Source organism: Sulfitobacter sp. 15WGC (assembly GCF_005068605.1).
Taxonomy (GTDB): Bacteria; Pseudomonadota; Alphaproteobacteria; order Rhodobacterales; family Rhodobacteraceae; genus Sulfitobacter; species Sulfitobacter faviae.
Window position 1 is genome coordinate 81,322 of sequence record NZ_SZNL01000011.1, and the last position, 19,397, is coordinate 100,718.

The following is a 19,397-nucleotide window of genomic DNA, read 5'->3' on the forward strand; positions in this document are numbered from 1 at the left end:
CCCCGGGCCTTTGTCGTTCTGGTGCCGTAACTGGCGATTAGATCGATTGATCGTAATCGCCCACGCCCGGCTCTGTGCGGATCACCGCATCGATATCAGCGAAGATCGCGCGCATTTCCGCGTCAGATTCGGGGCTTTCGCAGACCACGACGAGGTTCGGCGTGTTGGAGGAAGCCCGCACGAGGCCCCAGCCGCCGTTGTCCAGCATGACGCGCGCGCCATTGACGGTAATGACCTCGGCAATCGCGCGGCCGCCGATCTTGTCCCCGGCCTCGGCCTTGGCGGTGAGCTTTTGCACGATCCGGTCGAGGATGGCGTATTTCTCGGTGTCCGAGGCATAGGGCGACATGGTGGGCGTCGAATAGGTCTGGGGCAGGGCGCGGCGCAGGTCCGACATGGATTTGTCGGGGTTGCGGTCCATCAACTTGCAGATTTCCACCGCGACGCGCATGCCGCAGTCATAGCCCCGGCCAATCGGCTCGGCCAAGAAATAGTGGCCGGACTTTTCGAAGCCCGCCAGCGCGCCCAGTTCTTTGACACGGCGTTTCATGTGGCTGTGGCCGGTTTTCCAATAGTCCGCCTTGGCCCCGTGCTTCTGCAACTCAGGGTCCGAGGCGAAGAGCCCGGTGGATTTCACATCCGCGACGAAGGTGCTGGTTGGGTGCAGTTTGGCCAGATCGCGGGCCATGATGACACCCATCTTATCGGCGAAGATCTCTTCGCCCTCGTCATCCACCACGCCGCAGCGGTCCCCGTCACCGTCGAAACCGAGCGCCAGATCAGCGCCGGAGGCGCGGACGCTGTCAGCCATGTCATGTAGCATCTCCATGGCTTCGGGGTTCGGGTTGTAATGGGGGAAGGTGTAGTCGAGCGTGTTGTGGCTATCGACGACCTCGACCCCCAAGCGGCGGAACAATTCGGGCGCGAAGGCCGATGCGGTGCCATTGCCGGTGGCGCAGACGACCTTCAGTTTGCGGGTCATCTTGAAGTCACCGACAAGGTCATCCAGATAGGCTTCGCGCACGCCCTCGACGAACTCGTAGGCCCCGCCCGGACGCCGTTCACCACGGCCATTCAGGACGATGTCGCGCAGTTCGGCCATCTCGTCGGGGCCGTGGGTCAGGGGGCGTTGGAAGCCCATTTTGACGCCGGTCCAGCCGTTCGGGTTGTGGCTCGCCGTGACCATGGCAACGGCGGGGGCATCGAGGTGGAACTGAGCGAAATAGGCCATTGGGGAAAGCGCCGGGCCGATATCCTTGACCGTGATCCCGGCCTGCATCAGCCCCAGCATCAGCGCGTTTTTGATCGAGAGCGAATAGTCGCGATAGTCATTGCCCACGGCGATGACAGGCTCAATCCCACGCGCATGCATCTGCGTGCCAAGCCCAAGGCCAAGGGCGGTGATGCCGGGCAGGTTAATGTCATCGGGGTATTTCCAACGCGCGTCATATTCGCGAAAACCTGTCGGGGTGATCATCGCATCGCGCAGAAATTCCCAAGTGTTCGGGGTCACGGTGGAGGCCGGTTTACTCACGTCAAATACTCGCTTTTTAAGATAAATTTAGAAAGTCAGCGGATGGCTTTTGGCCAGCGCGTCGAATTGCATCAGCAGGTTGATCAGCCCCGGCATCTGGTCGAGGTAGATCATATTGGGCCCGTCGCTAGGCGCGCGGTCGGGGTCTTCGTGGGTTTCCATGAAGATCGCCGCAACGCCGATGGCGGCAGCACCGCGGGCCATGACCGGGGCAAACTCACGCTGGCCGCCCGAAGAGCCGCCCTTGCCGCCGGGCTGGGCGACGGAATGGGTCGCGTCCATCACCACCGGGTAGCCGGTCTGAGCCATCTGCGGCAGGCTGCGCATGTCGGCAACCAGCGTGTTGTAGCCAAAGGTGGTGCCGCGTTCGGTCAGCAGGATGTTGCGGTTCCCGGTGCTTTCGATCTTGTCGACGATGTTCTGCATTTCCCAAGGGGCGAGGAACTGACCCTTCTTCACGTTCACCGCCTTTCCGGTCTCCCCGGCGGCGAGCAGCAGGTCGGTTTGGCGGCAGAGGAAGGCGGGGATTTGCAACACGTCGACCACGTCACCGGCCTGCGCGCATTGCGCCTCATTATGCACATCCGTCAGCACCGGCACTTCATTGGCGCGGGCCACAGATTGCAGGACTTGCAGCCCCTTTTCGATGCCCAAACCGCGTTTGCCCGAGAGGGAGGTGCGGTTGGCCTTGTCATAGCTGCCCTTGAAGATGAACTGCGCGCCTGCGGCGTCACATGCCTCTTTCAACACCCCCGCGACCATCTGCGCGTGGTCTTCGCTCTCCAACTGGCAGGGGCCAGCGATCACGGTGAGGGGACGATCATTGCCGACGGTCAGATTGCCAATGCGCAGCTGGGTCATGAAGTTACCTGTTCTCTTAGAATGGACGCTGTCAGAGACAACATCAGGTAGATGCCTGCAAAGATAAGGAAAGCCAATATCGTGTTTTCGAACTTGCGGGGGTAGGTCGCCTCGTCCGGGGCCACGGGGTTGACCGCCACGGTGAGGTAGCGAACCTGCCGCCCGGCCTCGGTTCGGGCCTGTTCCATTGCGGTTTGCGCGCTTTGCAGCACCATGTCGGCAGAGGCCAGATCGGCCTGCGCAAGCTGGGCGGCGACCGCCTGTTGCGCCAGCGAGTTTTCGCCTTCGTTGGCGGCGGTCATCCGCTCACGCAGTTTGGTGAGCTGCTCGCGTAGCCGTCGCACATCCCCGCGCGCGCCATCGACCTTGGCTTGGTTCGGGCGCTGGTTGTCGAGCAGGGCGGCGAGTTCAAGTTCCTTTTCGATCAACAGGGTCTCGTAATTGGTGATCTGCGTGCGGATCGAGGCGATCATCGCCTCGGGGTCGACGTTGTTGTCGACCTGCAATTTGATCAGCGCCTCCTGCGCTGCGCGGCGGTTCTCCAGCGCCGTTTCATAACCCTCCAGCGCGTCGCGCATGCCGTCTTCGCGCTTTTGCTTGCTCAGGTCATTCACCCGCTCTTCGGCATAGGTCAGCAGACGTTTCGAGAATTCTTCCGAGACCTCGGGATCGGCGGCGATCACCTCCATCCGGATCACGCCTTCGGTCGGGTCGTAACCGATTTTGACGTTCTTCTTGTAGGACTTATAGGCTTCTTCGTTGCTGGGGTTTTCCGAAAGCCGTTGGATGGCGTCGATCTCAGGGTCGGCGAAATGGGCGCGAAACCCTGCGTCTTCGTCGAGCCGCAGCATCGCGTCTTTCGATTGCAGATAGGCCTGCGTGGCGATGCTGTCGGCGCTATTGGCGAATTGCGTGGGCAGCAGCCCGCCAAAGGGGCTGGAGCCGCCGCCACCCTCGTTCTGAATGATCAGAAACTGGCTTTCGGTGGCATACATCGGTGTGGCGATTTTGTAGAAATAATAACCCGCGGCGATGGTCGGCAGCATGACGAAAAAGGCCAGCCGGACCAGCAGCATGGCCGCTTTGCGGCGGCGGCGGCGGGTGATGTCGCGCTGAATGTCCGAGATCTCGCGCTGTCGACGTTCGGCGGGGCTGACATCGGTCGAGGGCAGACCGCGCGGGCCGCGGGGCGTGGTCTGGGGCAGTTGCACCTTTGGATCGCCGGGCTGGCCGCGGGTGGCGGGCAGGCCGCTGTCCGCCGGATCGCCCGATTGCGGGACCACGAGTTCCAGCATGTTGGACCGTTGAAACGGGTCGATCCCCTTGGCGCGCAAAAGGCGCACCGCGTCGAAATCCGAGGTCGGCGCCAGCCCGTGTTTCTGCGCTACGCGACGCGCCATGCGCAATTGGCGGCCTGTCAGCCCCTCGCGGCGGATCGCGTCAATGTCCTGCTCGGCTGAGACTTCATTGGCGGAAGACACCTCGCCCGAGCGGGCGCTTTCGGAGTGGGGGGCTTTGCCGCTGCGCGCAGCATGTTCCAAGGCTTCCTTGCTGTGCGAGGGTTCCACCTCGGTCGCATCGGCGACGGCGCGCAGCTTGGCCTTGCGCGCGGCCTTTTCGGCGTCCGTCTGGCCCGCTTGCGCCTTCTCGGTGCTGCTCGGCGCGGTGCTGCTGCCCGAGGGGGGCGGCGCCTTGCGGATGCGGAATTTTCTAGCCTTGGGTTTCGTAGTCATAGAGCTGTTTCGCTTCTTCCAAGGTGTCGAACATATGTAGCTTGCCGTCCAAAAGGACAGCGGCGGAGCGGGCAAATTTCTCAAGCGTATGGGCCTGATGCGAGACGATGATGATCGTGGTGGTCCGCAGCCGTTCTTTCAGAATATCACCCGCCTTGCGGTTGAATTCCACGTCTGTCGTGCCGGGCATGCCTTCGTCAATCAGATAGATATCAAAATCCAGCGCCAACATCAGCGCGAATGAGAAACGCGCCCGCATCCCGGCGGAATAGGTGCCGAGCGGCTGGTCGAAATATTCCCCCAAACCGCAGAGCCAGCGGCAAAAGCTTTCCACGTAATCGGGGTCAAGCCCATAGAGCCGCGCGATATAGCGGGCGTTCTCCATGGCTGAGACCTTGTTGACCACCCCGCCCATAAAACCCAAAGGAAACGAGATGTTACAGCCGCGCCTGATCTCACCTTCGTCGGGTTTTTCTAGCCCGGCCATCATGTTGATCAGGGTCGTTTTGCCGGTGCCGTTGGGGGCCAGAATGCCCAAGGAGTTGCCAAGCTCCACGCGAAAAGACACCCGGTCAAGAATGACCTTGTGCTGCGATCCCGTCCAAAAGGACTTGGACACATTTTCAAATTCCAGCATTCGCTGCTCCGGTTGGTGCTAAGCGGGGCGTCGCGGCGCCTCTGGTATCAGAGGTATCTTAACCGTTTATTCACGGAATTTGACCACAATATGTCGAAACGCGGGCGTTCGCTGGGGCAGGGCGCCGTGAGGGGCTGTTTGGTAACGGTAAAACCTGCTGCCCGCAGGACGGGTATCCTGCGGGGGAGGGGGCATAAGGGAAGGGCATATCGGCCCGCGCCCGCGCGGGGGTCAGTGCAGCGTGTGGGTGCTCTCGGTCGGGGCCATCTCGCCGATGTAGCTGACGTTCATCAAGGCCGCCTGCGTGCGGTCTCCGTCGATGTTTTGCACCGGGCCCACGGGCACGGCGCTCATCAAGCCGAGCCGGGTCATCCAGCGGCTGAAGGTGGCGGGCACGATGCCCAGAACATGGCTTGCGCCCATGGCATAGGCGGCACCGGCCATCTGGTTCATCAGCATACGTTGCACGGCAATGCGGCGTTGGGCGGGGACTGCGCTGGTCAGGAACAGGCGGGTGGCTTCCCAGATGTCGTCGCGCACGGGCGCTTTGAAAAACAGCACGTCCTGCGGAATGTCCGGCAGCATCCCCAGTTGCGCATCACGCAGCATGTAGCTGTATTGCGCGCAGGTCGAGGTGGTGGGCATTAGGCGCACGCCGCCCATGACCTCCCCATATTCATGCAAAACGATCCAACGCGCGCGGGGCGTGTCGTATTGGTCAAACTCCATCCCATCAACCTGAGGGAGATCCCATTGCTTGTCGTCGATGAAGATTCGGCGCCGCGCCCGGAGGAAGTTAACGAATAATTCCCCGTGCTGATGCATGTTCAAAAATGACAAAGTTGTGGCACGCATATAGGGGTTGGCCCGCGCAAGGGCTTCGGGGCTATAGGGATCAGTCTCTGTCGATTTGCTGCCAAGCAGCTTTCGCGGAAAGCGGTTGTTCTTTACTTCCAGCGCCTTAGCGTCCTGTGGCGTCAGTTCGGGAAGAACATCCTGCCAAGATTTTCCACTGAAGCTCCGTCCTTGCAGACTCATGTTGGACCTCGAAAATTCGCTGTAAAAATACCTCTTATCAAGAGGCTAACCTCTAGTTGCATGAAATGGCCATACTTATGTCCCATTTCCGGGTGTAGAAGGGAAGATGATCGCGTCTAACATGTGCTTCGATGCCTAAATGCAACATGTTAAGGGCGTTTGTCGGCAGAATGCCGGCATTCGAGCAGCCGACCGAAGAAAACGAGAGCGATGTCGCAGGAAAAAGTAACATACGGCCCGATTCAAACGCCGCATCTGGCAGACGCGACAAAGGTACAGCAGATGCGGGACTACTCCCAAGTCGGTGTTAACCTTTTCTGGCAGCGGCAGATGATCTTTGCGGCGGCCATTTTCCTGTCTGCGTTCTATTACGATCTGTGGCTGTCGATCTCGACCGTGATCCTGATCGCGATTTCTGAGACTTTTGACTATCTGCTTTTCCTGCGCATCACCCGCTGGCGGGGGCGCAGCCCACGTTTGGCGCGTTTGTTCATGAACCGCATCTATATCGGCACGGTGCTGAGCGCCGGGGTGATCAGCTATTTCGCCCTTGGGATCGCGCTTCAGCAGGGGGCGACGACGCATTTCCTGCCGCTGTTCTTCCTTTTTGCCGCGGCGCTCTTCGCCTCGATGAACAACCACCATATCCTGCCGGTGCTGATGCTGCGGCTTGCGATCTATGGCGCGACATTCCTCTTCATCCCGATCTGGGATATCGTGCGCACGGGGGCGAGCATCGAATCCGAGCTTTGGACCCAGTTGTTCACCGTGGTCTTCGTCCTCTATTTTATCGTCGATTGCTCTCGCATCTTCCTGAAGATGTACCGCACCAATCTGCGCCAGCTTGAAGAACTCAAGGTCGAGCATGAGAAAACCAAGATCGCGTTCAAGGTGAAGACTGAATTCGTCTCGACCATCAGCCATGAGCTGCGCACGCCGATGACCTCGATCAAAGGGTCGCTTGATATGGCCTGCGCCGGGGTTTTGGGCGAAATGACCCCGCAGATGGAGAAAGTTCTAAAGATCGCACAGCGCAATTCGGCGCGGCTGACGTCGATCATTAACGAGATTCTCGACCTGCAAAAGTTCGAGGCGGGCAAGATCAGCTTTGATATCGAACCGCTTGAGGTGCAGACCATCATCGAAGATGCGATTGAGTTGAACCAATCCTTTGCAGGCAATCTTGGCGTGACGCTGCGCTATGCCAAACCGTCGGAGCCTGCAGGGATCGCTACGGACGAGAAACGCCTGCAACAGGTGATGTCCAACCTTCTGTCGAACGCGGCCAAATTCTCGCCCGCCGGGTCGACGGTCAAGGTCACCTCGGTCAACCTTGGCGACAAGGTGCGGATCAGCGTGATCGACGAGGGGATCGGCCTTGCCGAATCCGAGCGCGAGAAGGTCTTTGATGAATTCTCGCAAATCGATTCCTCGGACCAGCGGGCCGTTGGCGGCACCGGGCTGGGGATGAACATCTCCAAACGGATCATCGAAGCCTTGGGCGGGCAGATCGACTATTTCAAGAACGATGGCCCCGGCACGACCTTCTATATCGATATGCCCTTGGGCAATGGTACGGGGAAGGAATTGCCCCATGGGATGGCTGTCAAAGATATGGTGAATGGCGAGGGGCCGATTGGGGATGAGGCTTCTGACAAGCCAGATGGGGAGCGCGCGGCGGCGTAAGTCGCGAGCGCCTCGCTACCCGGCCTCTCGGCGTGGGCGGCATCTGCCCTCGCCTCAGTAACAGTCGAAACGAAAAAAGGGGGCGGCATTTCTCCCGCCCCCGCATTCGGGTCGTCAGTTTGATTCGGTCACGCCACCAACTGCCAGATCACACCCGCAAAGATCGCTCCGACGAAGGCAAAGCCGATATAGGCGGCGAAGACATGCGGTTTCACTAGTGCCCAGACCGCGATGGCCGCCGGAATGCAGCTTACCCCGCCCGCCACGACAAAGGACATGGCCGCGCCTTGGGTCATCCCTTGCGCCAGCAGCGCGTCGATCAGGGGCACGGCGGCATAGCCATTCAGGTAGGCCGGCGCGCCGACGAATGCGCCCAGAATGATCGGCATGATCCCGGTGCCGCCCAAGACATTGGCAATCCATTCCGCGGGCACATAGGTCAGCATGAGGGCTTCGACCACATAGGCGAGGGTCAACCATTTGACGAGGAACAGCGCATTGGTCAGTGCCGTGTCGGCAAAGCTCGCGCGGCGCTCGGCCTCTTGCCAGAACTTCCAGACCGGCGCGCCGGAAAAGGGTTTGGCCGAAGAACAGCAGCTGCTTTTCGCAGGCTGCGGGCGCAGGGGGGCGTTGAAAATCGGCGTGCGGGACAGGGCCATGACGGTGAAACCCCCGAACATGCCGACGCCAAGCGCCGCGATGGTTTTCGCCAAGGCGAAGTCGAAGCCGAGCGTGCCCGAGGTGATCGCGAACATCGCCGGGTCCATCAGCGGGGAGGCCAGCCAAAAGGCCATCACCGCGCCGAGCGGGGCGCCGACCGCCAGCAGCGCGGCGATGAAGGGGATCACCTCGCAGCTGCAAAAGGGGGACAGGCCGCCAAGCGCCGCTGCCATTACCACCATCCGTGCCGGGTTGCCCTCGAACGCGCGGGCAAGCAGGCTCTCGGCTCCGCTGGCTTTGAGATAGGCCACGGCCAGCACCGCGAAGGCGATGAAGGGCGCGGTGTGCAAAAGCGCCTCGGACGCGAAAATGACTGTTGGCATGACCTGCGGCGGATCCAGCAGCGCAATCAGCGCCAAGAGCGCCAGCGTGATGCCCCAAGCGCCTTTCAGAAAGGCCAAGCGGTGCAACGCGGGGAGGGTTTGTGTGGTATCAGCCATGGGTATGCTCCGTGCAGCCGTCGATTGCGTCCGCGCAGCATTCGGTCAGCAGGAAATTCGCCAAGGCTTGCACTTCTTCATAGGCGACGGCGGCGCAGATGGTGCTGCGGCCTTGTTTTTCCTGTTTCACCAGACCGGCAGAGGCCAAAAGTTTCAGATGATGTGTCAGGGTCGAGCCGGTCACGCCGGTGCGTTCGCCCAGCGTGCCGATGTTCAGCCCCTCTGATCCGGCGCGCACCAGCGTGCGCAGCACCAGAAGGCGTTGTTCCGATCCAAGCGCCGCAAAGCTGCTGGCGGCAAGGGTGAGTGCGGGGGTTGAGGATTCTTGTTTCATGATTCTAGAAATATCGAAACGTCAGCGCGATGCAAGGTTTATTTCGATAATTGTCGAAGTGACGGCTCGCCGCCCTTTATCTTTTGGCCCTATCGCTTATCTCCTGCTCATGAAGGATATCCGAGATGATCTGGCGGCCTGCCGCCTTTGTGCCGAGCGTTTCGCCGTGACCGCCACCCAGCATCGCCCGCGGCCCATCGTCTGGTTTAAACCCGGCGCGCGGCTGCTGATCGCCAGCCAAGCGCCCGGCAAGCGGGTGCATGAGGCGGGCAAGCCGTTTTGGGATATGTCCGGCACCCGCCTGCGCGACTGGCTGGGGCTAGATGAGGCGACATTCTATGACCGCGACAGGGTCGCCATCGTGCCGATGGGCTTTTGCTTTCCGGGCTATGACGCCAAGGGCAGCGACCTGCCACCGCCGCGTATCTGTGCGCAGACTTGGCGCAAACCGGTGCTGGAGATGCTGCCCGATCTGCGGCTGACGGTGTTGATTGGGGCCTATGCGATGAAATATCACCTCCCCGGATTTCGCAATGTGACCGAGGCCGTGGCGGGCTGGCGGGATCATCCACCGGGGGTCTTTGCCTTGCCTCATCCGTCGTGGCGCAATACCGGATGGTTGAACAAGAATCCCTGGTTCGCGGAAGAGGTCTTGCCCCGTCTGCGCGCCGCCGTGTCCGAGGTGATGAATGACCGACCGCCAAACTGACCCCAAGACCGAGCCGACCCCGCTCGACCAAGCCCATGCTGCGATGACCTCCGCCCCTGACGACGACGCGGCGCGGCTGCGTTTTTACGAGCGTATCGCGGATGTCGAGCTGTTCATGTTGCTTGAGGATGAGCCGCAGGGCGATCAGATCAGCCCGGTGCTGCTTGACGACAGCTATGTCATGGTCTTCGACCGCGCGGCGCGGCTCTCGGCCCATGTGGGGGAGGCATCTCCTTATGTGGCGCTCTCGGGGCGTGCGATTGCCGCGATGTTGGAGGGGCAGCCCTTGGGCATGGCGGTGAACATCGGCGTGGCCCCGTCCGAGATCCTGCTGCCTGCCGAGGCGATGGACTGGCTGCGCAGCACATTGGGCCATGCGCCGGGCGAGGTGGAGGCGGGCATCGACCGTGTGTTCCCGCCGCAGGGCTTGCCTGAGACGCTGATCGCCGCGATTGACGCAAAGCTCGCCACGGCCACGGGCATGGCGGCAGGGGCCTTCCTTGTCGGTGTCGAATACAGCGGCGGCGGGCGCGGGCATCTGCTGGCCTTCGTCGGCGCGATCCCCCGCGCGCAAGACGCGCTGGTGCGCGCGGCGTCCGAGGCGCTGACCTTTTCGGGGATCGAGGCGGGGGCGATGGATGTCGGCTTCTTCGGCCCCAATGACGCGGTGGTCGAGAAGCTGGCCCGCGTCGGCCTGCGGTTTGACCTGCCACAGATGGAGCCTTTGCAGAACACGCCCCGGATGGCCCCGGGCAGCGATCCGGCGAAGCCGCCGAAGCTGCGCTGATCTTGACCTGAGGCAAAGAAAAAGGCGGGCAGGGCACTCAGGCCCGCCCGCCTTTTTTCATTTTATCCCGCCGGTCTTAGCGGCGGCGGTCGCGCCGGACGCTCATCGGTTGGAAGGCGACGCCGACATGGGCCTCGCAATAGGGTTTGCCCTGCTGCACGGGCAGGCCGCAGAACCAGAAATCATCGGTCGCCGGGTCGCCCACGGGCCATTTGCAGGTGCGTTCGGTCAGTTCCATCAGGCCGATCTTCTTGGCCTTCTTCTCAACTTCGCTGACCTTGGCAAGCGCCTCGGGGCTGATCTCATTCGCCGACGGCTGCGGCGGCAGGGGTTGGCCTGCGGGGATGATCTGCTTGCGCGCGGGCAGGTTGGGCTTGGGTGCCGGGGCTGCGGCGGGCTCTTCGGCTTCGGGCGCGGGGGCGGCTTCGGCCTCCGGCTCGGGCGCGGCTTTGGCGGCGGGCTTTGCCTTTGCCTCGGCCTTGGGGGCTGCGGGCTTGGCCTTGGGTTCCGGCTTGGCAGTCGCCGCCGCCGCGGCGGCAGGCGCGCCCGCGGTGCGGTTCGACAGGCCCAGACGGTGCACCTTGCCGATCACGGCGTTGCGCGTCACCCCACCCAGTTCCTTCGCGATCTGGCTGGCGGACTGGCCTTCGCCCCACATCTTTTTCAGTGTCTCTACGCGCTCATCAGTCCAGGACATACGGGGTTCCCCAGTTAAAAAGCGGCCCCCTAGCCCGGACCGCTTTGTCAGTGTATCGGCCCCCATTTTATCTTCTGGGGCCGCAGGTGCAAGCGCCGATGCCCTCTGGGCACGGGGCGCTGCGATTGGGGCTTTACGTGGGGGATGAAGGGCGGCTATGCAAGAGCCATGATCAAATCTGCCGCATATTCCATCCGACGACGCTTCGTCCGATAACATGGTGCCCCCCTTTGGGGCGGCGTGATGACCTGATCTCGCAGCCTGCGTGCTGCATCCTTTCAAAAACAAGCAAATCCCATTGACCCTGCGCCAGCCCCATGCCCTTTTACCGGCGTGACACGGCCCTCTTTCAAGGACAAACAGATGATCCCTTCCGTTCTGCCAACCTATAATCGCGCTCCTTTGACCTTCGTCAAAGGCGAAGGCACTTGGCTGATCGAGGCGGATGGGCGACGTTTTCTTGATCTGGGCGCGGGGATCGCGGTAAATGCGCTTGGCCATGCGCATCCGGCGCTGGTGAAGGCGCTGACCGATCAGGCGCAGGCGCTGTGGCATACCTCGAACCTCTACCACATTCCGCAGCAAGAGGCGCTGGCCGACCGGCTGGTGGCCGAGACCTTTGCCGACACAGCCTTCTTTTGCAATTCGGGGACCGAGGCCTGCGAATTGGCGGTGAAGATGGCGCGCAAGTATTTCTATGAGGCGGGCCAGCCCGAGCGGGTCGAGATCATCGCCTTCAACGGGGCCTTTCACGGCCGCTCTTCCGCCGGGATCGCGGCGGCGGGGTCTGAGAAGATGACCAAAGGCTTCGGCCCGCAACTGCCGGGTTTCGTGCATCTCAACCTTGGCGACAGCGCCGCACTTGAGGCCGCCATCACCGACAAGACCGCCGCCATCATGGTTGAGCCGGTACAGGGCGAAGGCGGTATCCGCGCCGTGCCGGATGCCGAGTTGCAACAGATGCGCGCGCTTTGCGACGCCCATGGGCTTTTGCTGATTTGCGATGAGGTGCAATGCGGCGTGGGCCGGACCGGGCGGCTCTTTGCCCATGAATGGGCCGGGATCACCCCCGACATCATGATGGTCGCCAAGGGCATCGGCGGGGGCTTTCCGCTGGGCGCGGTGCTGGCCACGGAAAAGGCGGCCTCGGGCATGACCGCAGGCACCCATGGCTCGACCTATGGTGGCAACCCGCTGGGCTGTGCCGTGGGCTGCGCCGTGCTGGATGTGGTGGCCGACGCGGCCTTTCTGGCCGAGGTGAGCCGCAAGGCGGGGCTGCTGCGTCAACGTCTCGAAGGGCTGGTTGCTGAGCACCCGGAGGTCTTTGAAGAGGTGCGCGGCGCGGGGCTGATGCTGGGGCTGAAATGCAAAGTGGCGAATGCCGATGTGGTCACCTCGGGCTATGCCCATGAGCTGATCACCGTGCCCGCCGCCGACAATGTGATCCGCCTGCTGCCGCCGCTGACCATTTCCGACGATGAGATTGCCGAGGCGGTGACCCGCCTTGACGCCATCGCGCGTGACCTGACCCCGGCCTGAGCGCCATTCACCCCAAAACATTCCTCGGGCTTTCAAGGCCGTGGCCTTGGACCCCGCAAGACAGAGACGACAGATGAACCATTTCCTCGATATCCACCAAACCGACCCCGCCGATCTGCGGCAGATCATCGACAATGCCGCCGCCATGAAAGCCGCGCGCAATGGCCGCCCGCGCGGCGCGCCGGATGATGACCAGCCGTTGAAAGATCACATGGTCGCGCTGATTTTTGAGAAACCCTCGACCCGGACGCGTGTCTCCTTCGACGTGGGCGTGCGTCAGATGGGCGGGCAGACGATGGTGCTTTCGGGCGCCGATATGCAGCTTGGCCATGGGGAGACCATCGCCGACACCGCCCGCGTGCTGTCGCGCTATGTCGATATGATCATGATCCGCACTTTTGAGGAGCAGACCCTGCTGGAGATGGCGGAATATGCCTCCGTTCCGGTGATCAACGGGCTGACCAACCGCACGCATCCCTGTCAGATCATGGCCGACATTCAGACCTTTGAAGAACACCGCGGCCCGATCAAAGGGCGCAAGGTGGTCTGGTCGGGCGACGGCAACAACGTCTTTGCCAGTTTCGCCCATGCGGCCAAGCAGTTCGACTTCGATCTTGTCTTCACCGGGCCTGAGCCGCTCGACCCCGAGCGCGCGCTCGACGGGCTTTATACCACCGAGCGCGACCCCCAGAAGGCCGTGGAGGGCGCCGATCTGGTGGTCACCGACACTTGGGTCAGCATGCATGATCCGCAATCGGCGCGGGAGCGGCGGCACAATCAGCTGCGCGGCTATCAGGTGAACGATGCGCTGATGGCGCTGGCGAAGCCGGATGCGCTTTTCATGCATTGCCTGCCCGCGCACCGCGATGACGAGGCGACAAGCTCGGTCATGGATGGGCCGCATTCGGTGATCTTTGACGAGGCCGAGAACCGTCTGCACGCGCAGAAAGCCGTCATGCGCTGGTGTCTGGGCGCATGAGCGACGGCCCCCGCATCGTTGTTGCGGGCGCGGGGGCGGTGGGCTGCTTTGTCGGCGGGCTGCTGGCCGGGGCGGGCCATGCTGTGACCCTGCTGGCGCGGCCCCGCATTCAGGCCGAAATCCGCACCCATGGGCTGACCCTGACGGATTTCGGCGGCATGGCGCGCTACCTCTCGCCGGATGATCTGAACCTTGCGGGGGATGAGACCTGCCTGCGCGATGCCGATATCGTGCTGGTCACGGTCAAATCGCGCGACACCGAAGACATGGCCCGGCTGATCGCCCACCACAGCGCGCCGGGCGTGCAGGTCATCAGCCTGCAAAACGGCATGGGCAACCGCGCGGCCTTGGCCCGGCACCTGCCGCAGCATGATCTGCGCGCGGGGCTGGTGCCGTTCAACGTCGTGGCCATGGGGCAGGGCTGCTATCACCGGGCAAGCTCGGGCGATCTGGTGATCGAGGCGGGCCCGGCTGATCTGGCCGCGCGCCTCTCGCTGCCGGACCTGAAGGTAGAGGAACGCGCCGATATCACCGCCCTGCAATGGGGCAAGTTTCTGATGAACCTCAACAACGCCCTGAATGCGCTGAGCGGCTTGCCGCTCCAAGCGCAGTTGCAGGATCGGGCGTGGCGGCGTCTGATGGCCGATCAATGGGCCGAGGCGCTGGCGGTCCTGCGCGCCGACAAGATCCGCCCCGCCATGACCACGCCGATCCCGGCGCGGCTGGTGCCGACACTCCTGCGCCTGCCGACGCTGATTTTTACCCGCGTCGCCGCCACCATGTTGCAGATCGACCCGCAGGCACGGACCTCCATGGCGCAAGACCTCGCCGCCCGCCGCCCGACCGAGATCGACGCGCTCCAAGGCGAGGTGCAGCGCCGCGCAAGGGCGCTTGGCCGCGCGACGCCGGTGACGGATATGGTGCTGCGGGTGATGGGCTGGGCAGAGCTTGCGGATGAAGGGCTGCCGCATTTGCCGGTCACCGCCCTGCGGGCCGAAATGGCGGCAGGGCAGGACCGGCAAGAGGGGTGAGGCGCGCCCGCGCCTGACCTTAGTTTACGAAGGCGTTCAGCACCCAAAAGACGATGCCAGAGAGCAGCGCTGCTGCGGGCACGGTGATCACCCAAGCCGCGACGATGGTCATGAAATGCGAGCGGCGCACCAGCTTGCGGCGGCGGCGCTCTTCCTTGGCGATACGCTTGACCTCACCGGTCTTGGCCCCGATCCGGCGCAGGCGCGCTCCATATGCCATTCACGGTAAAAGCCCACGCCAAAGACCCCGCCCACAGCGATATGGGTGGAGGACACAGGCAGGCCGAGCCAGCTTGCCACGATCACCGTGATCGCCGCCGAAAGCGCCACGCAATAGGCGCGCATCGGGTTCAGTTTGGTGATCTGGCTGCCGACCATGCGGATCAGTTTCGGCCCGAACAGGAACAGACCGAAGGAGATGCCGAAGGCCCCGATGATCATCACCCATGTGGGAATGCTCACCTTATCCTCGAAACCGCCGAACTCGGTCGCATGGACGATTGCCGCCAGCGGGCCGACCGCATTGGCCACGTCGTTGGCCCCATGGGCAAAGCTGAGCAGCGCGGCAGAGAGGACCAGCGGCAGGCCAAAGAGCGTTTTGACCGAGCGGTTGCGGTTCTCCATCCCTTCCGAGGCGCGCCGGATCAGCGGGGCGGAGATGGCATAGACCACCAGCCCGGTTACAAGCCCGATGATCAGGGCGACCGGCATATCGATGCTGATGATCTTTTTGAGACCCTTGAGCGCCAGATAGGCGGCAAAGACCCCGGCCATTAGCCCCACCAGCACCGGCACCCAAGTGCGCGAAGCGGCGATCTTGTCATCTTGGTAGAGGATGCGCGCCTTGATAAAGGCCAAGAACATCGCCGCTACGGCGCCGCCCAATACGGGCGAGATCACCCAGCTTGCGGCGATCATGCTCATCGAGCTCCAGTTCACCGCGCCAAGGCCCGCTGCCGCGATCCCCGCGCCCATGACCCCGCCGACGACCGAATGGGTGGTCGAGACCGGCGCGCCGACCCATGTGGCAAGGTTGACCCAGAGCGCGGAGGAGACCAGCGCCGCCATCATCGCCCATATGAAGATGCGCGTGTCCGCGACACTCGCCGGGTCGATGATGCCCTTGGAAATGGTCGAGACGACATCGCCCCCCGCCAGCAAGGCCCCGGCGGATTCGCACAAGGCCGCGATAACGATGGCGCCGCCCATGGTCAGCGCATTAGCCCCCACGGCGGGGCCCATGTTGTTGGCCACGTCATTCGCGCCGATGTTCACCGCCATATAGGCGCCAAAGACCGCCGCGGCGATCACGACAAAGCTGGAGGGCTGTTGCCCGAAGATTACCGCCGCAACGGCACCTGCCACCACGATAAAGGCCAGCGCGATGCCCGGCGCCACGAGGGGGCGGGCGACATAGGTCGCGGCCAGTTCGACTTGCGAAATGCGGTTGAGGTCCTTGTCCAGTGTCTTCCACTGGCTGCCCTGCGGTTCCGTTGCCATTCCTGTATGATCTCCGATCCTAACGTTCAGCGGGGGGTGACATAAGGCTACCGAGGGCGCAAGTCACCCTGTCACAAAATTGTAACATCCCGAAACGGGCAGGGGCGGCAATGGGGCAGGGGGGATATGGCACCGGACAGCGGCCCGGTGCCGAAGGGGCTTAATGGAAGGCGGATAAGATTGCTTTAAGATCAGGCTCATCCACGAGTTCCGATGCCTCTTGCGGGGTGAACCACGCGCGTTTGCGCATGCCCGCTTCGGGGTATTCCTCGCTCAGATCGCGCACGCGGGTGAGGTAGACCTGTGTGGTCACGGGCACGGTCAATCCTTCGCCGAGGCCCTTGTCATAGTCGAAAATACCCATCGGATCGGATTCGATATCGGCTTTCGTCACCCCGGCCTCTTCCCATGCTTCTTGCAAGGCGGCTCCGGCGCCGTCCAACCCGTCGATCGGCCAGCCCTTGGGCAAAATCCAGCGGCCCGTGTCGCGGCTGGTGATCAGCAGGACCTTTTTACCCGCCTCGGTGTCGCGGTAGCACAGGGCGGCAACCTGCACACGGCGGGGACGTTTAAAAATAGGAAGGACCATATCCTCCCATGCGCGTCTAAATACTTGTGTCATTACAGAACTATGCCTCGGTCGGGTGTTTTTCTTGTTATCCGCACATTATATAGTCTTCCCGAACGCAAATCAAACTGCGGCCTGCCGGATGGGCGGGCTTGGCAGTATGACAGGCTAGAAATGAGGCATGATCGTTATGGCAACTGGCACGCAGGCGGACGGGGGCGCGGCACAGGGCGCAGGCGCCGATATCGGGGTATACGGTCTGGGCACCATGGGCTCGGCACTGGCGCTGAACTTGGCCGATAATGGATTTACTGTGGCGGTGAGCAACCGCGAGGCCGATTGGATCGCGCCGTTCCTTGATGAGGCCGGACCGCTGGCCGAGCGCCTGATCGGGGCTGAGCAGCTTGAGGAGTTCGTCGCCGCCATCGCCCGCCCGCGCAGCATTCTTTTCATGATCCCCTCCGGCGCGCCGGTCGATGCGATGATCGAGGCGATCAAACCGCTGCTGGATGAGGGCGACACTTTGATCGACGGCGGCAACGCCGATTTCCACGACACCCGCCGCCGCAGTGCCGAACTCGAAGGCACGGGGCTGCATTTCGTCGGCATGGGCGTGTCGGGTGGCGAGGCCGGGGCGCGCAATGGTCCGTCGATGATGGTCGGCGGCAGCGCGCATTCTTGGACCCAGTTCAAACCGATGGCCGAGAAGATTGCCGCGCAATTCGAGGGCACGCCTTGCGTGGCGCATCTCGGCCCCGACGGGGCGGGGCATTTTGTCAAAACGGTGCATAACGGCATCGAATATGCCGACATGCAGATGATCGCCGAAGTCTACGGCCTGCTGCGCGATGCCGGCGGGCAGGGCGCGGTGGAAATTGGCAACCTCTTTGCCGATTGGCGCAAAGGGCCGCTGAACTCCTATCTGATCGAAGTCTCGGCCGCGGCGCTTTTGTCGGTCGACACCCAGACCGGGACGCCGATGGTCGATGTGATCCGCGATCAGGCCGGGCAAAAGGGCACCGGGCGTTGGACCTTGATCGAAGCGCTCAAGATGGGGCAATCGGCCAATACCATCGAAGCCGCCGTCGGCGCGCGCGGATGGTCGAGCGAGAAGGCTGTGCGCGAAATGGCCGAGCCGCTGTTACCCGAAGGCGTGCAGGACGCGCCGCTGCCCGAGGTGGCGGATCTTGAGATGGCGCTTTTGGCGGGGCGGATCATCGGCCACGCGCAGGGCTTTCGCATCCTGTCGGCGGCGTCGGAGGAGTTTGACTGGTCGCTCGACATGGCGCGTATTTCTGAGATTTGGCGGGCAGGCTGCATCATCCGCTCGGCGTTGTTGGACGAATTTGCCGATGCCTTCCGGGGCGAATTGCCCGGCGGGCATCTGATCCTCGCCCCCGCCATGCGCAAACGCTTGGAAGAAAGCATTCCGGCGTTGCGCCGGGTGGTGGCGGCGGGCGCTCTGCTCGGTGTCGCGCTGCCCGCGCTGTCGGCGGCGCTGGCGTGGTATGACAGCATGCGCCGGGCGCGGGGCACGGCGAATATGATCCAAGCGCAGCGCGATTTCTTTGGTGCGCATGGGTTTGAGCGGATCAGCGAAGAGGGTAAATTCCACGGGACGTGGACGCCTCTGCCGTAAGAGGGCTTATAGGTCCGGAATCAAGCTGAAGACGCCGGACCATCGCCTGCCCGCCCGGTCGGGGAGGCGAACTCGCCAAGGGCGGTGTCCTCTGGGCAACGCGCCCCGAGGCTGCACGATAAAGTGGCATGAACCGACTGAAGCATCGCCACCCCGCGGGCAGGCGATGGTCCTCGTCACGCCTTGCCGAACGGGTCCACCGGATAGCTCACATGCGCCAAGTATAACCCCTGCGGCGGGCAGACCGGCCCGCAGGCGGCCCGATCCTTCGCCGCAAGTGCTGCACCCATATCCGCCACGCTCCAAGACCCCGCGCCGACCCGCTCCAGCGAACCGACGAAACTGCGCACCTGATTGTGCAGGAAGGACCGCGCGCGCACGTCGAAATGATACTCCGTCCCGACCATGGTCTCGACCTGCGAGACCTGTAACCGGTCGAGTGTTTTCACCGGGCTTTCCGCCTGACAAACGGTCGAGCGGAAGGTGGTGAAATCATGTTTGCCCACCAAAATATCCGCCGCCGCCTGCATGGCCGCGACATCTAGGCGGTGTTTGATCTGCCAGACCAGCCCCGCTTGATGCACCGCCGGGGCACGGCGGCTGAGAATGCGGAAGTGGTAGCGCCGCTCAAGCGCCGAAAAGCGGGCGTGAAAATCCTCGGGCGCCAGCACGCAATCGGTGATCGCGATGGGCTGCGGCTTAAGGTGGTAGTTCAGCGCCTCGCCCAGCCGGAAGGGCGACCAATCGCGGGCCATGTCGCAATGCGCGACCTGCGCCAGCCCATGCACCCCGGTATCGGTGCGCCCGGCGGCGGCGATGGTGTGGTCACCGGGTTCCAGCTTGGCCAAAGCGGCTTCGATTGCGCCTTGCACCGTGGGCTGGTCAACCTGACGCTGCCAGCCGTTGAAGGGCGCGCCGTGGTATTCGATTTTCAGGGCATATCTGGGCATGACCGGGGCCTTAGC

The 19,397-nt window shown here is 62.8% G+C and carries 17 protein-coding genes and 1 pseudogene; 7 read left to right on the forward strand and 11 right to left on the reverse strand.

The window, feature by feature from the left end; genetic code table 11:
* Positions 1–37: 37 nt before the first annotated feature.
* From FCK22_RS11350 to FCK22_RS11370, 5 genes are all read right to left on the reverse strand, one after another.
* Positions 38–1,534 carry a phosphomannomutase/phosphoglucomutase gene (locus FCK22_RS11350; RefSeq protein ID WP_067261431.1) on the reverse strand — a complete coding sequence of 499 codons (1,497 nt, stop codon included), beginning with the start codon at positions 1,532–1,534 and terminating at the stop codon, positions 38–40.
* 27 nt (positions 1,535–1,561) lie between these two features.
* Positions 1,562–2,395 carry a 3-deoxy-8-phosphooctulonate synthase gene (gene kdsA / locus FCK22_RS11355; protein ID WP_136720428.1) on the reverse strand — a complete coding sequence of 278 codons (834 nt, stop codon included), beginning with the start codon at positions 2,393–2,395 and terminating at the stop codon, positions 1,562–1,564.
* A complete protein-coding gene (locus tag FCK22_RS11360; protein ID WP_067261435.1) occupies positions 2,392–4,128 on the reverse strand; it encodes a capsule biosynthesis protein in 1,737 nt (578 codons plus the stop codon). Before FCK22_RS11360 ends, kdsA begins: the two co-directional genes overlap by 4 nt.
* Entirely contained in the window at positions 4,106–4,765 is a 660-nt protein-coding gene (locus FCK22_RS11365; RefSeq protein WP_067261436.1) for an ATP-binding cassette domain-containing protein, read from the reverse strand. The genes FCK22_RS11360 and FCK22_RS11365 overlap by 23 nt, the downstream gene beginning before the upstream one ends.
* A 231-nt stretch (positions 4,766–4,996) precedes the next feature.
* Positions 4,997–5,620 carry an acyl-homoserine-lactone synthase gene (locus FCK22_RS11370; RefSeq protein ID WP_067261478.1) on the reverse strand — a complete coding sequence of 208 codons (624 nt, stop codon included), beginning with the start codon at positions 5,618–5,620 and terminating at the stop codon, positions 4,997–4,999.
* 465 nt (positions 5,621–6,085) lie between these two features.
* Here FCK22_RS11370 and FCK22_RS11375 point away from each other — a divergent pair, with 465 nt between their 5' ends.
* The gene (locus FCK22_RS11375; RefSeq protein ID WP_231886275.1) at positions 6,086–7,489 is read left to right on the forward strand and encodes an ATP-binding protein; all 1,404 of its coding nucleotides are present in this window, start codon (positions 6,086–6,088) and stop codon (positions 7,487–7,489) included.
* Between the two features lie 128 nt (positions 7,490–7,617).
* Here the strand turns inward: FCK22_RS11375 and FCK22_RS11380 are convergent, their stop codons facing one another.
* Positions 7,618–8,649 (reverse strand): permease, encoded by a 1,032-nt coding sequence (locus FCK22_RS11380; RefSeq protein WP_067261440.1) that lies wholly within the window; start codon positions 8,647–8,649, stop codon positions 7,618–7,620.
* Positions 8,642–8,983, reverse strand: coding sequence for a metalloregulator ArsR/SmtB family transcription factor (locus FCK22_RS11385; RefSeq protein WP_067261442.1), 342 nt, complete (start codon positions 8,981–8,983; stop codon positions 8,642–8,644). The genes FCK22_RS11380 and FCK22_RS11385 overlap by 8 nt, the downstream gene beginning before the upstream one ends.
* A gap of 109 nt (positions 8,984–9,092) precedes the next feature.
* Here FCK22_RS11385 and FCK22_RS11390 point away from each other — a divergent pair, with 109 nt between their 5' ends.
* Both FCK22_RS11390 and FCK22_RS11395 read left to right on the forward strand, forming a co-directional pair.
* Complete coding sequence (locus FCK22_RS11390; RefSeq protein WP_136720430.1) at positions 9,093–9,692, forward strand: uracil-DNA glycosylase family protein; 600 nt, start codon at positions 9,093–9,095, stop codon at positions 9,690–9,692.
* Positions 9,673–10,479 carry an SseB family protein gene (locus FCK22_RS11395; RefSeq protein ID WP_067261445.1) on the forward strand — a complete coding sequence of 269 codons (807 nt, stop codon included), beginning with the start codon at positions 9,673–9,675 and terminating at the stop codon, positions 10,477–10,479. The genes FCK22_RS11390 and FCK22_RS11395 overlap by 20 nt, the downstream gene beginning before the upstream one ends.
* A gap of 76 nt (positions 10,480–10,555) precedes the next feature.
* Here FCK22_RS11395 and FCK22_RS11400 read toward each other — a convergent pair whose 3' ends face one another.
* Positions 10,556–11,176, reverse strand: a complete 621-nt coding sequence (locus FCK22_RS11400; protein ID WP_136720431.1) for a GcrA family cell cycle regulator — start codon at positions 11,174–11,176, stop codon at positions 10,556–10,558.
* A 363-nt stretch (positions 11,177–11,539) separates the two neighbouring features.
* Between FCK22_RS11400 and FCK22_RS11405 the strand changes: the two genes are divergently transcribed.
* The 3 genes from FCK22_RS11405 (at position 11,540) to FCK22_RS11415 (ending at position 14,725) form a co-directional block, all read left to right on the forward strand.
* The gene (locus tag FCK22_RS11405) at positions 11,540–12,715 is read left to right on the forward strand and encodes an aspartate aminotransferase family protein (RefSeq protein WP_067261448.1); all 1,176 of its coding nucleotides are present in this window, start codon (positions 11,540–11,542) and stop codon (positions 12,713–12,715) included.
* A 73-nt stretch (positions 12,716–12,788) separates the two neighbouring features.
* Complete coding sequence (argF, locus tag FCK22_RS11410) at positions 12,789–13,694, forward strand: ornithine carbamoyltransferase (protein WP_067261450.1); 906 nt, start codon at positions 12,789–12,791, stop codon at positions 13,692–13,694.
* The gene (locus tag FCK22_RS11415; protein ID WP_067261452.1) at positions 13,691–14,725 is read left to right on the forward strand and encodes a 2-dehydropantoate 2-reductase; all 1,035 of its coding nucleotides are present in this window, start codon (positions 13,691–13,693) and stop codon (positions 14,723–14,725) included. Before argF ends, FCK22_RS11415 begins: the two co-directional genes overlap by 4 nt.
* 19 nt (positions 14,726–14,744) lie before the next feature.
* Here FCK22_RS11415 and FCK22_RS11420 read toward each other — a convergent pair.
* Positions 14,745–16,225, reverse strand: a pseudogene (locus FCK22_RS11420) (inorganic phosphate transporter).
* A 160-nt stretch (positions 16,226–16,385) separates the two neighbouring features.
* Positions 16,386–16,814, reverse strand: a complete 429-nt coding sequence (locus FCK22_RS11425; RefSeq protein ID WP_231886276.1) for an NUDIX hydrolase — start codon at positions 16,812–16,814, stop codon at positions 16,386–16,388.
* A 169-nt stretch (positions 16,815–16,983) separates the two neighbouring features.
* Here FCK22_RS11425 and gndA point away from each other — a divergent pair, with 169 nt between their 5' ends.
* Positions 16,984–18,432, forward strand: coding sequence for an NADP-dependent phosphogluconate dehydrogenase (gndA, locus tag FCK22_RS11430; RefSeq protein WP_067261218.1), 1,449 nt, complete (start codon positions 16,984–16,986; stop codon positions 18,430–18,432).
* A 176-nt stretch (positions 18,433–18,608) separates the two neighbouring features.
* On the opposite strand, the gene truA is transcribed toward gndA, so the two are convergent.
* Positions 18,609–19,382 carry a tRNA pseudouridine(38-40) synthase TruA gene (gene truA, locus FCK22_RS11435; RefSeq protein ID WP_067261216.1) on the reverse strand — a complete coding sequence of 258 codons (774 nt, stop codon included), beginning with the start codon at positions 19,380–19,382 and terminating at the stop codon, positions 18,609–18,611.
* Positions 19,383–19,397: the final 15 nt, after the last annotated feature.

What these genes read in the sequence shown, in the direction of transcription:
- kdsA (WP_136720428.1), bottom strand. Translation starts at nt 2,395, where the DNA reads ATGACCCAGCTGCGCATTGGCAATCTGACCGTCGGCAATGATCGTCCC.
- FCK22_RS11360 (WP_067261435.1), bottom strand. Translation starts at nt 4,128, where the DNA reads ATGACTACGAAACCCAAGGCTAGAAAATTCCGCATCCGCAAGGCGCCG.
- FCK22_RS11365 (WP_067261436.1), bottom strand. Translation starts at nt 4,765, where the DNA reads ATGCTGGAATTTGAAAATGTGTCCAAGTCCTTTTGGACGGGATCGCAG.
- FCK22_RS11370 (WP_067261478.1), bottom strand. Translation starts at nt 5,620, where the DNA reads ATGCGTGCCACAACTTTGTCATTTTTGAACATGCATCAGCACGGGGAA.
- FCK22_RS11375 (WP_231886275.1), top strand. Translation starts at nt 6,086, where the DNA reads ATGCGGGACTACTCCCAAGTCGGTGTTAACCTTTTCTGGCAGCGGCAG.
- FCK22_RS11380 (WP_067261440.1), bottom strand. Translation starts at nt 8,649, where the DNA reads ATGGCTGATACCACACAAACCCTCCCCGCGTTGCACCGCTTGGCCTTT.
- FCK22_RS11385 (WP_067261442.1), bottom strand. Translation starts at nt 8,983, where the DNA reads ATGAAACAAGAATCCTCAACCCCCGCACTCACCCTTGCCGCCAGCAGC.
- FCK22_RS11390 (WP_136720430.1), top strand. Translation starts at nt 9,093, where the DNA reads ATGAAGGATATCCGAGATGATCTGGCGGCCTGCCGCCTTTGTGCCGAG.
- FCK22_RS11395 (WP_067261445.1), top strand. Translation starts at nt 9,673, where the DNA reads ATGACCGACCGCCAAACTGACCCCAAGACCGAGCCGACCCCGCTCGAC.
- FCK22_RS11400 (WP_136720431.1), bottom strand. Translation starts at nt 11,176, where the DNA reads ATGTCCTGGACTGATGAGCGCGTAGAGACACTGAAAAAGATGTGGGGC.
- FCK22_RS11405 (WP_067261448.1), top strand. Translation starts at nt 11,540, where the DNA reads ATGATCCCTTCCGTTCTGCCAACCTATAATCGCGCTCCTTTGACCTTC.
- argF (WP_067261450.1), top strand. Translation starts at nt 12,789, where the DNA reads ATGAACCATTTCCTCGATATCCACCAAACCGACCCCGCCGATCTGCGG.
- FCK22_RS11415 (WP_067261452.1), top strand. Translation starts at nt 13,691, where the DNA reads ATGAGCGACGGCCCCCGCATCGTTGTTGCGGGCGCGGGGGCGGTGGGC.
- FCK22_RS11425 (WP_231886276.1), bottom strand. Translation starts at nt 16,814, where the DNA reads ATGGTCCTTCCTATTTTTAAACGTCCCCGCCGTGTGCAGGTTGCCGCC.
- gndA (WP_067261218.1), top strand. Translation starts at nt 16,984, where the DNA reads ATGGCAACTGGCACGCAGGCGGACGGGGGCGCGGCACAGGGCGCAGGC.
- truA (WP_067261216.1), bottom strand. Translation starts at nt 19,382, where the DNA reads ATGCCCAGATATGCCCTGAAAATCGAATACCACGGCGCGCCCTTCAAC.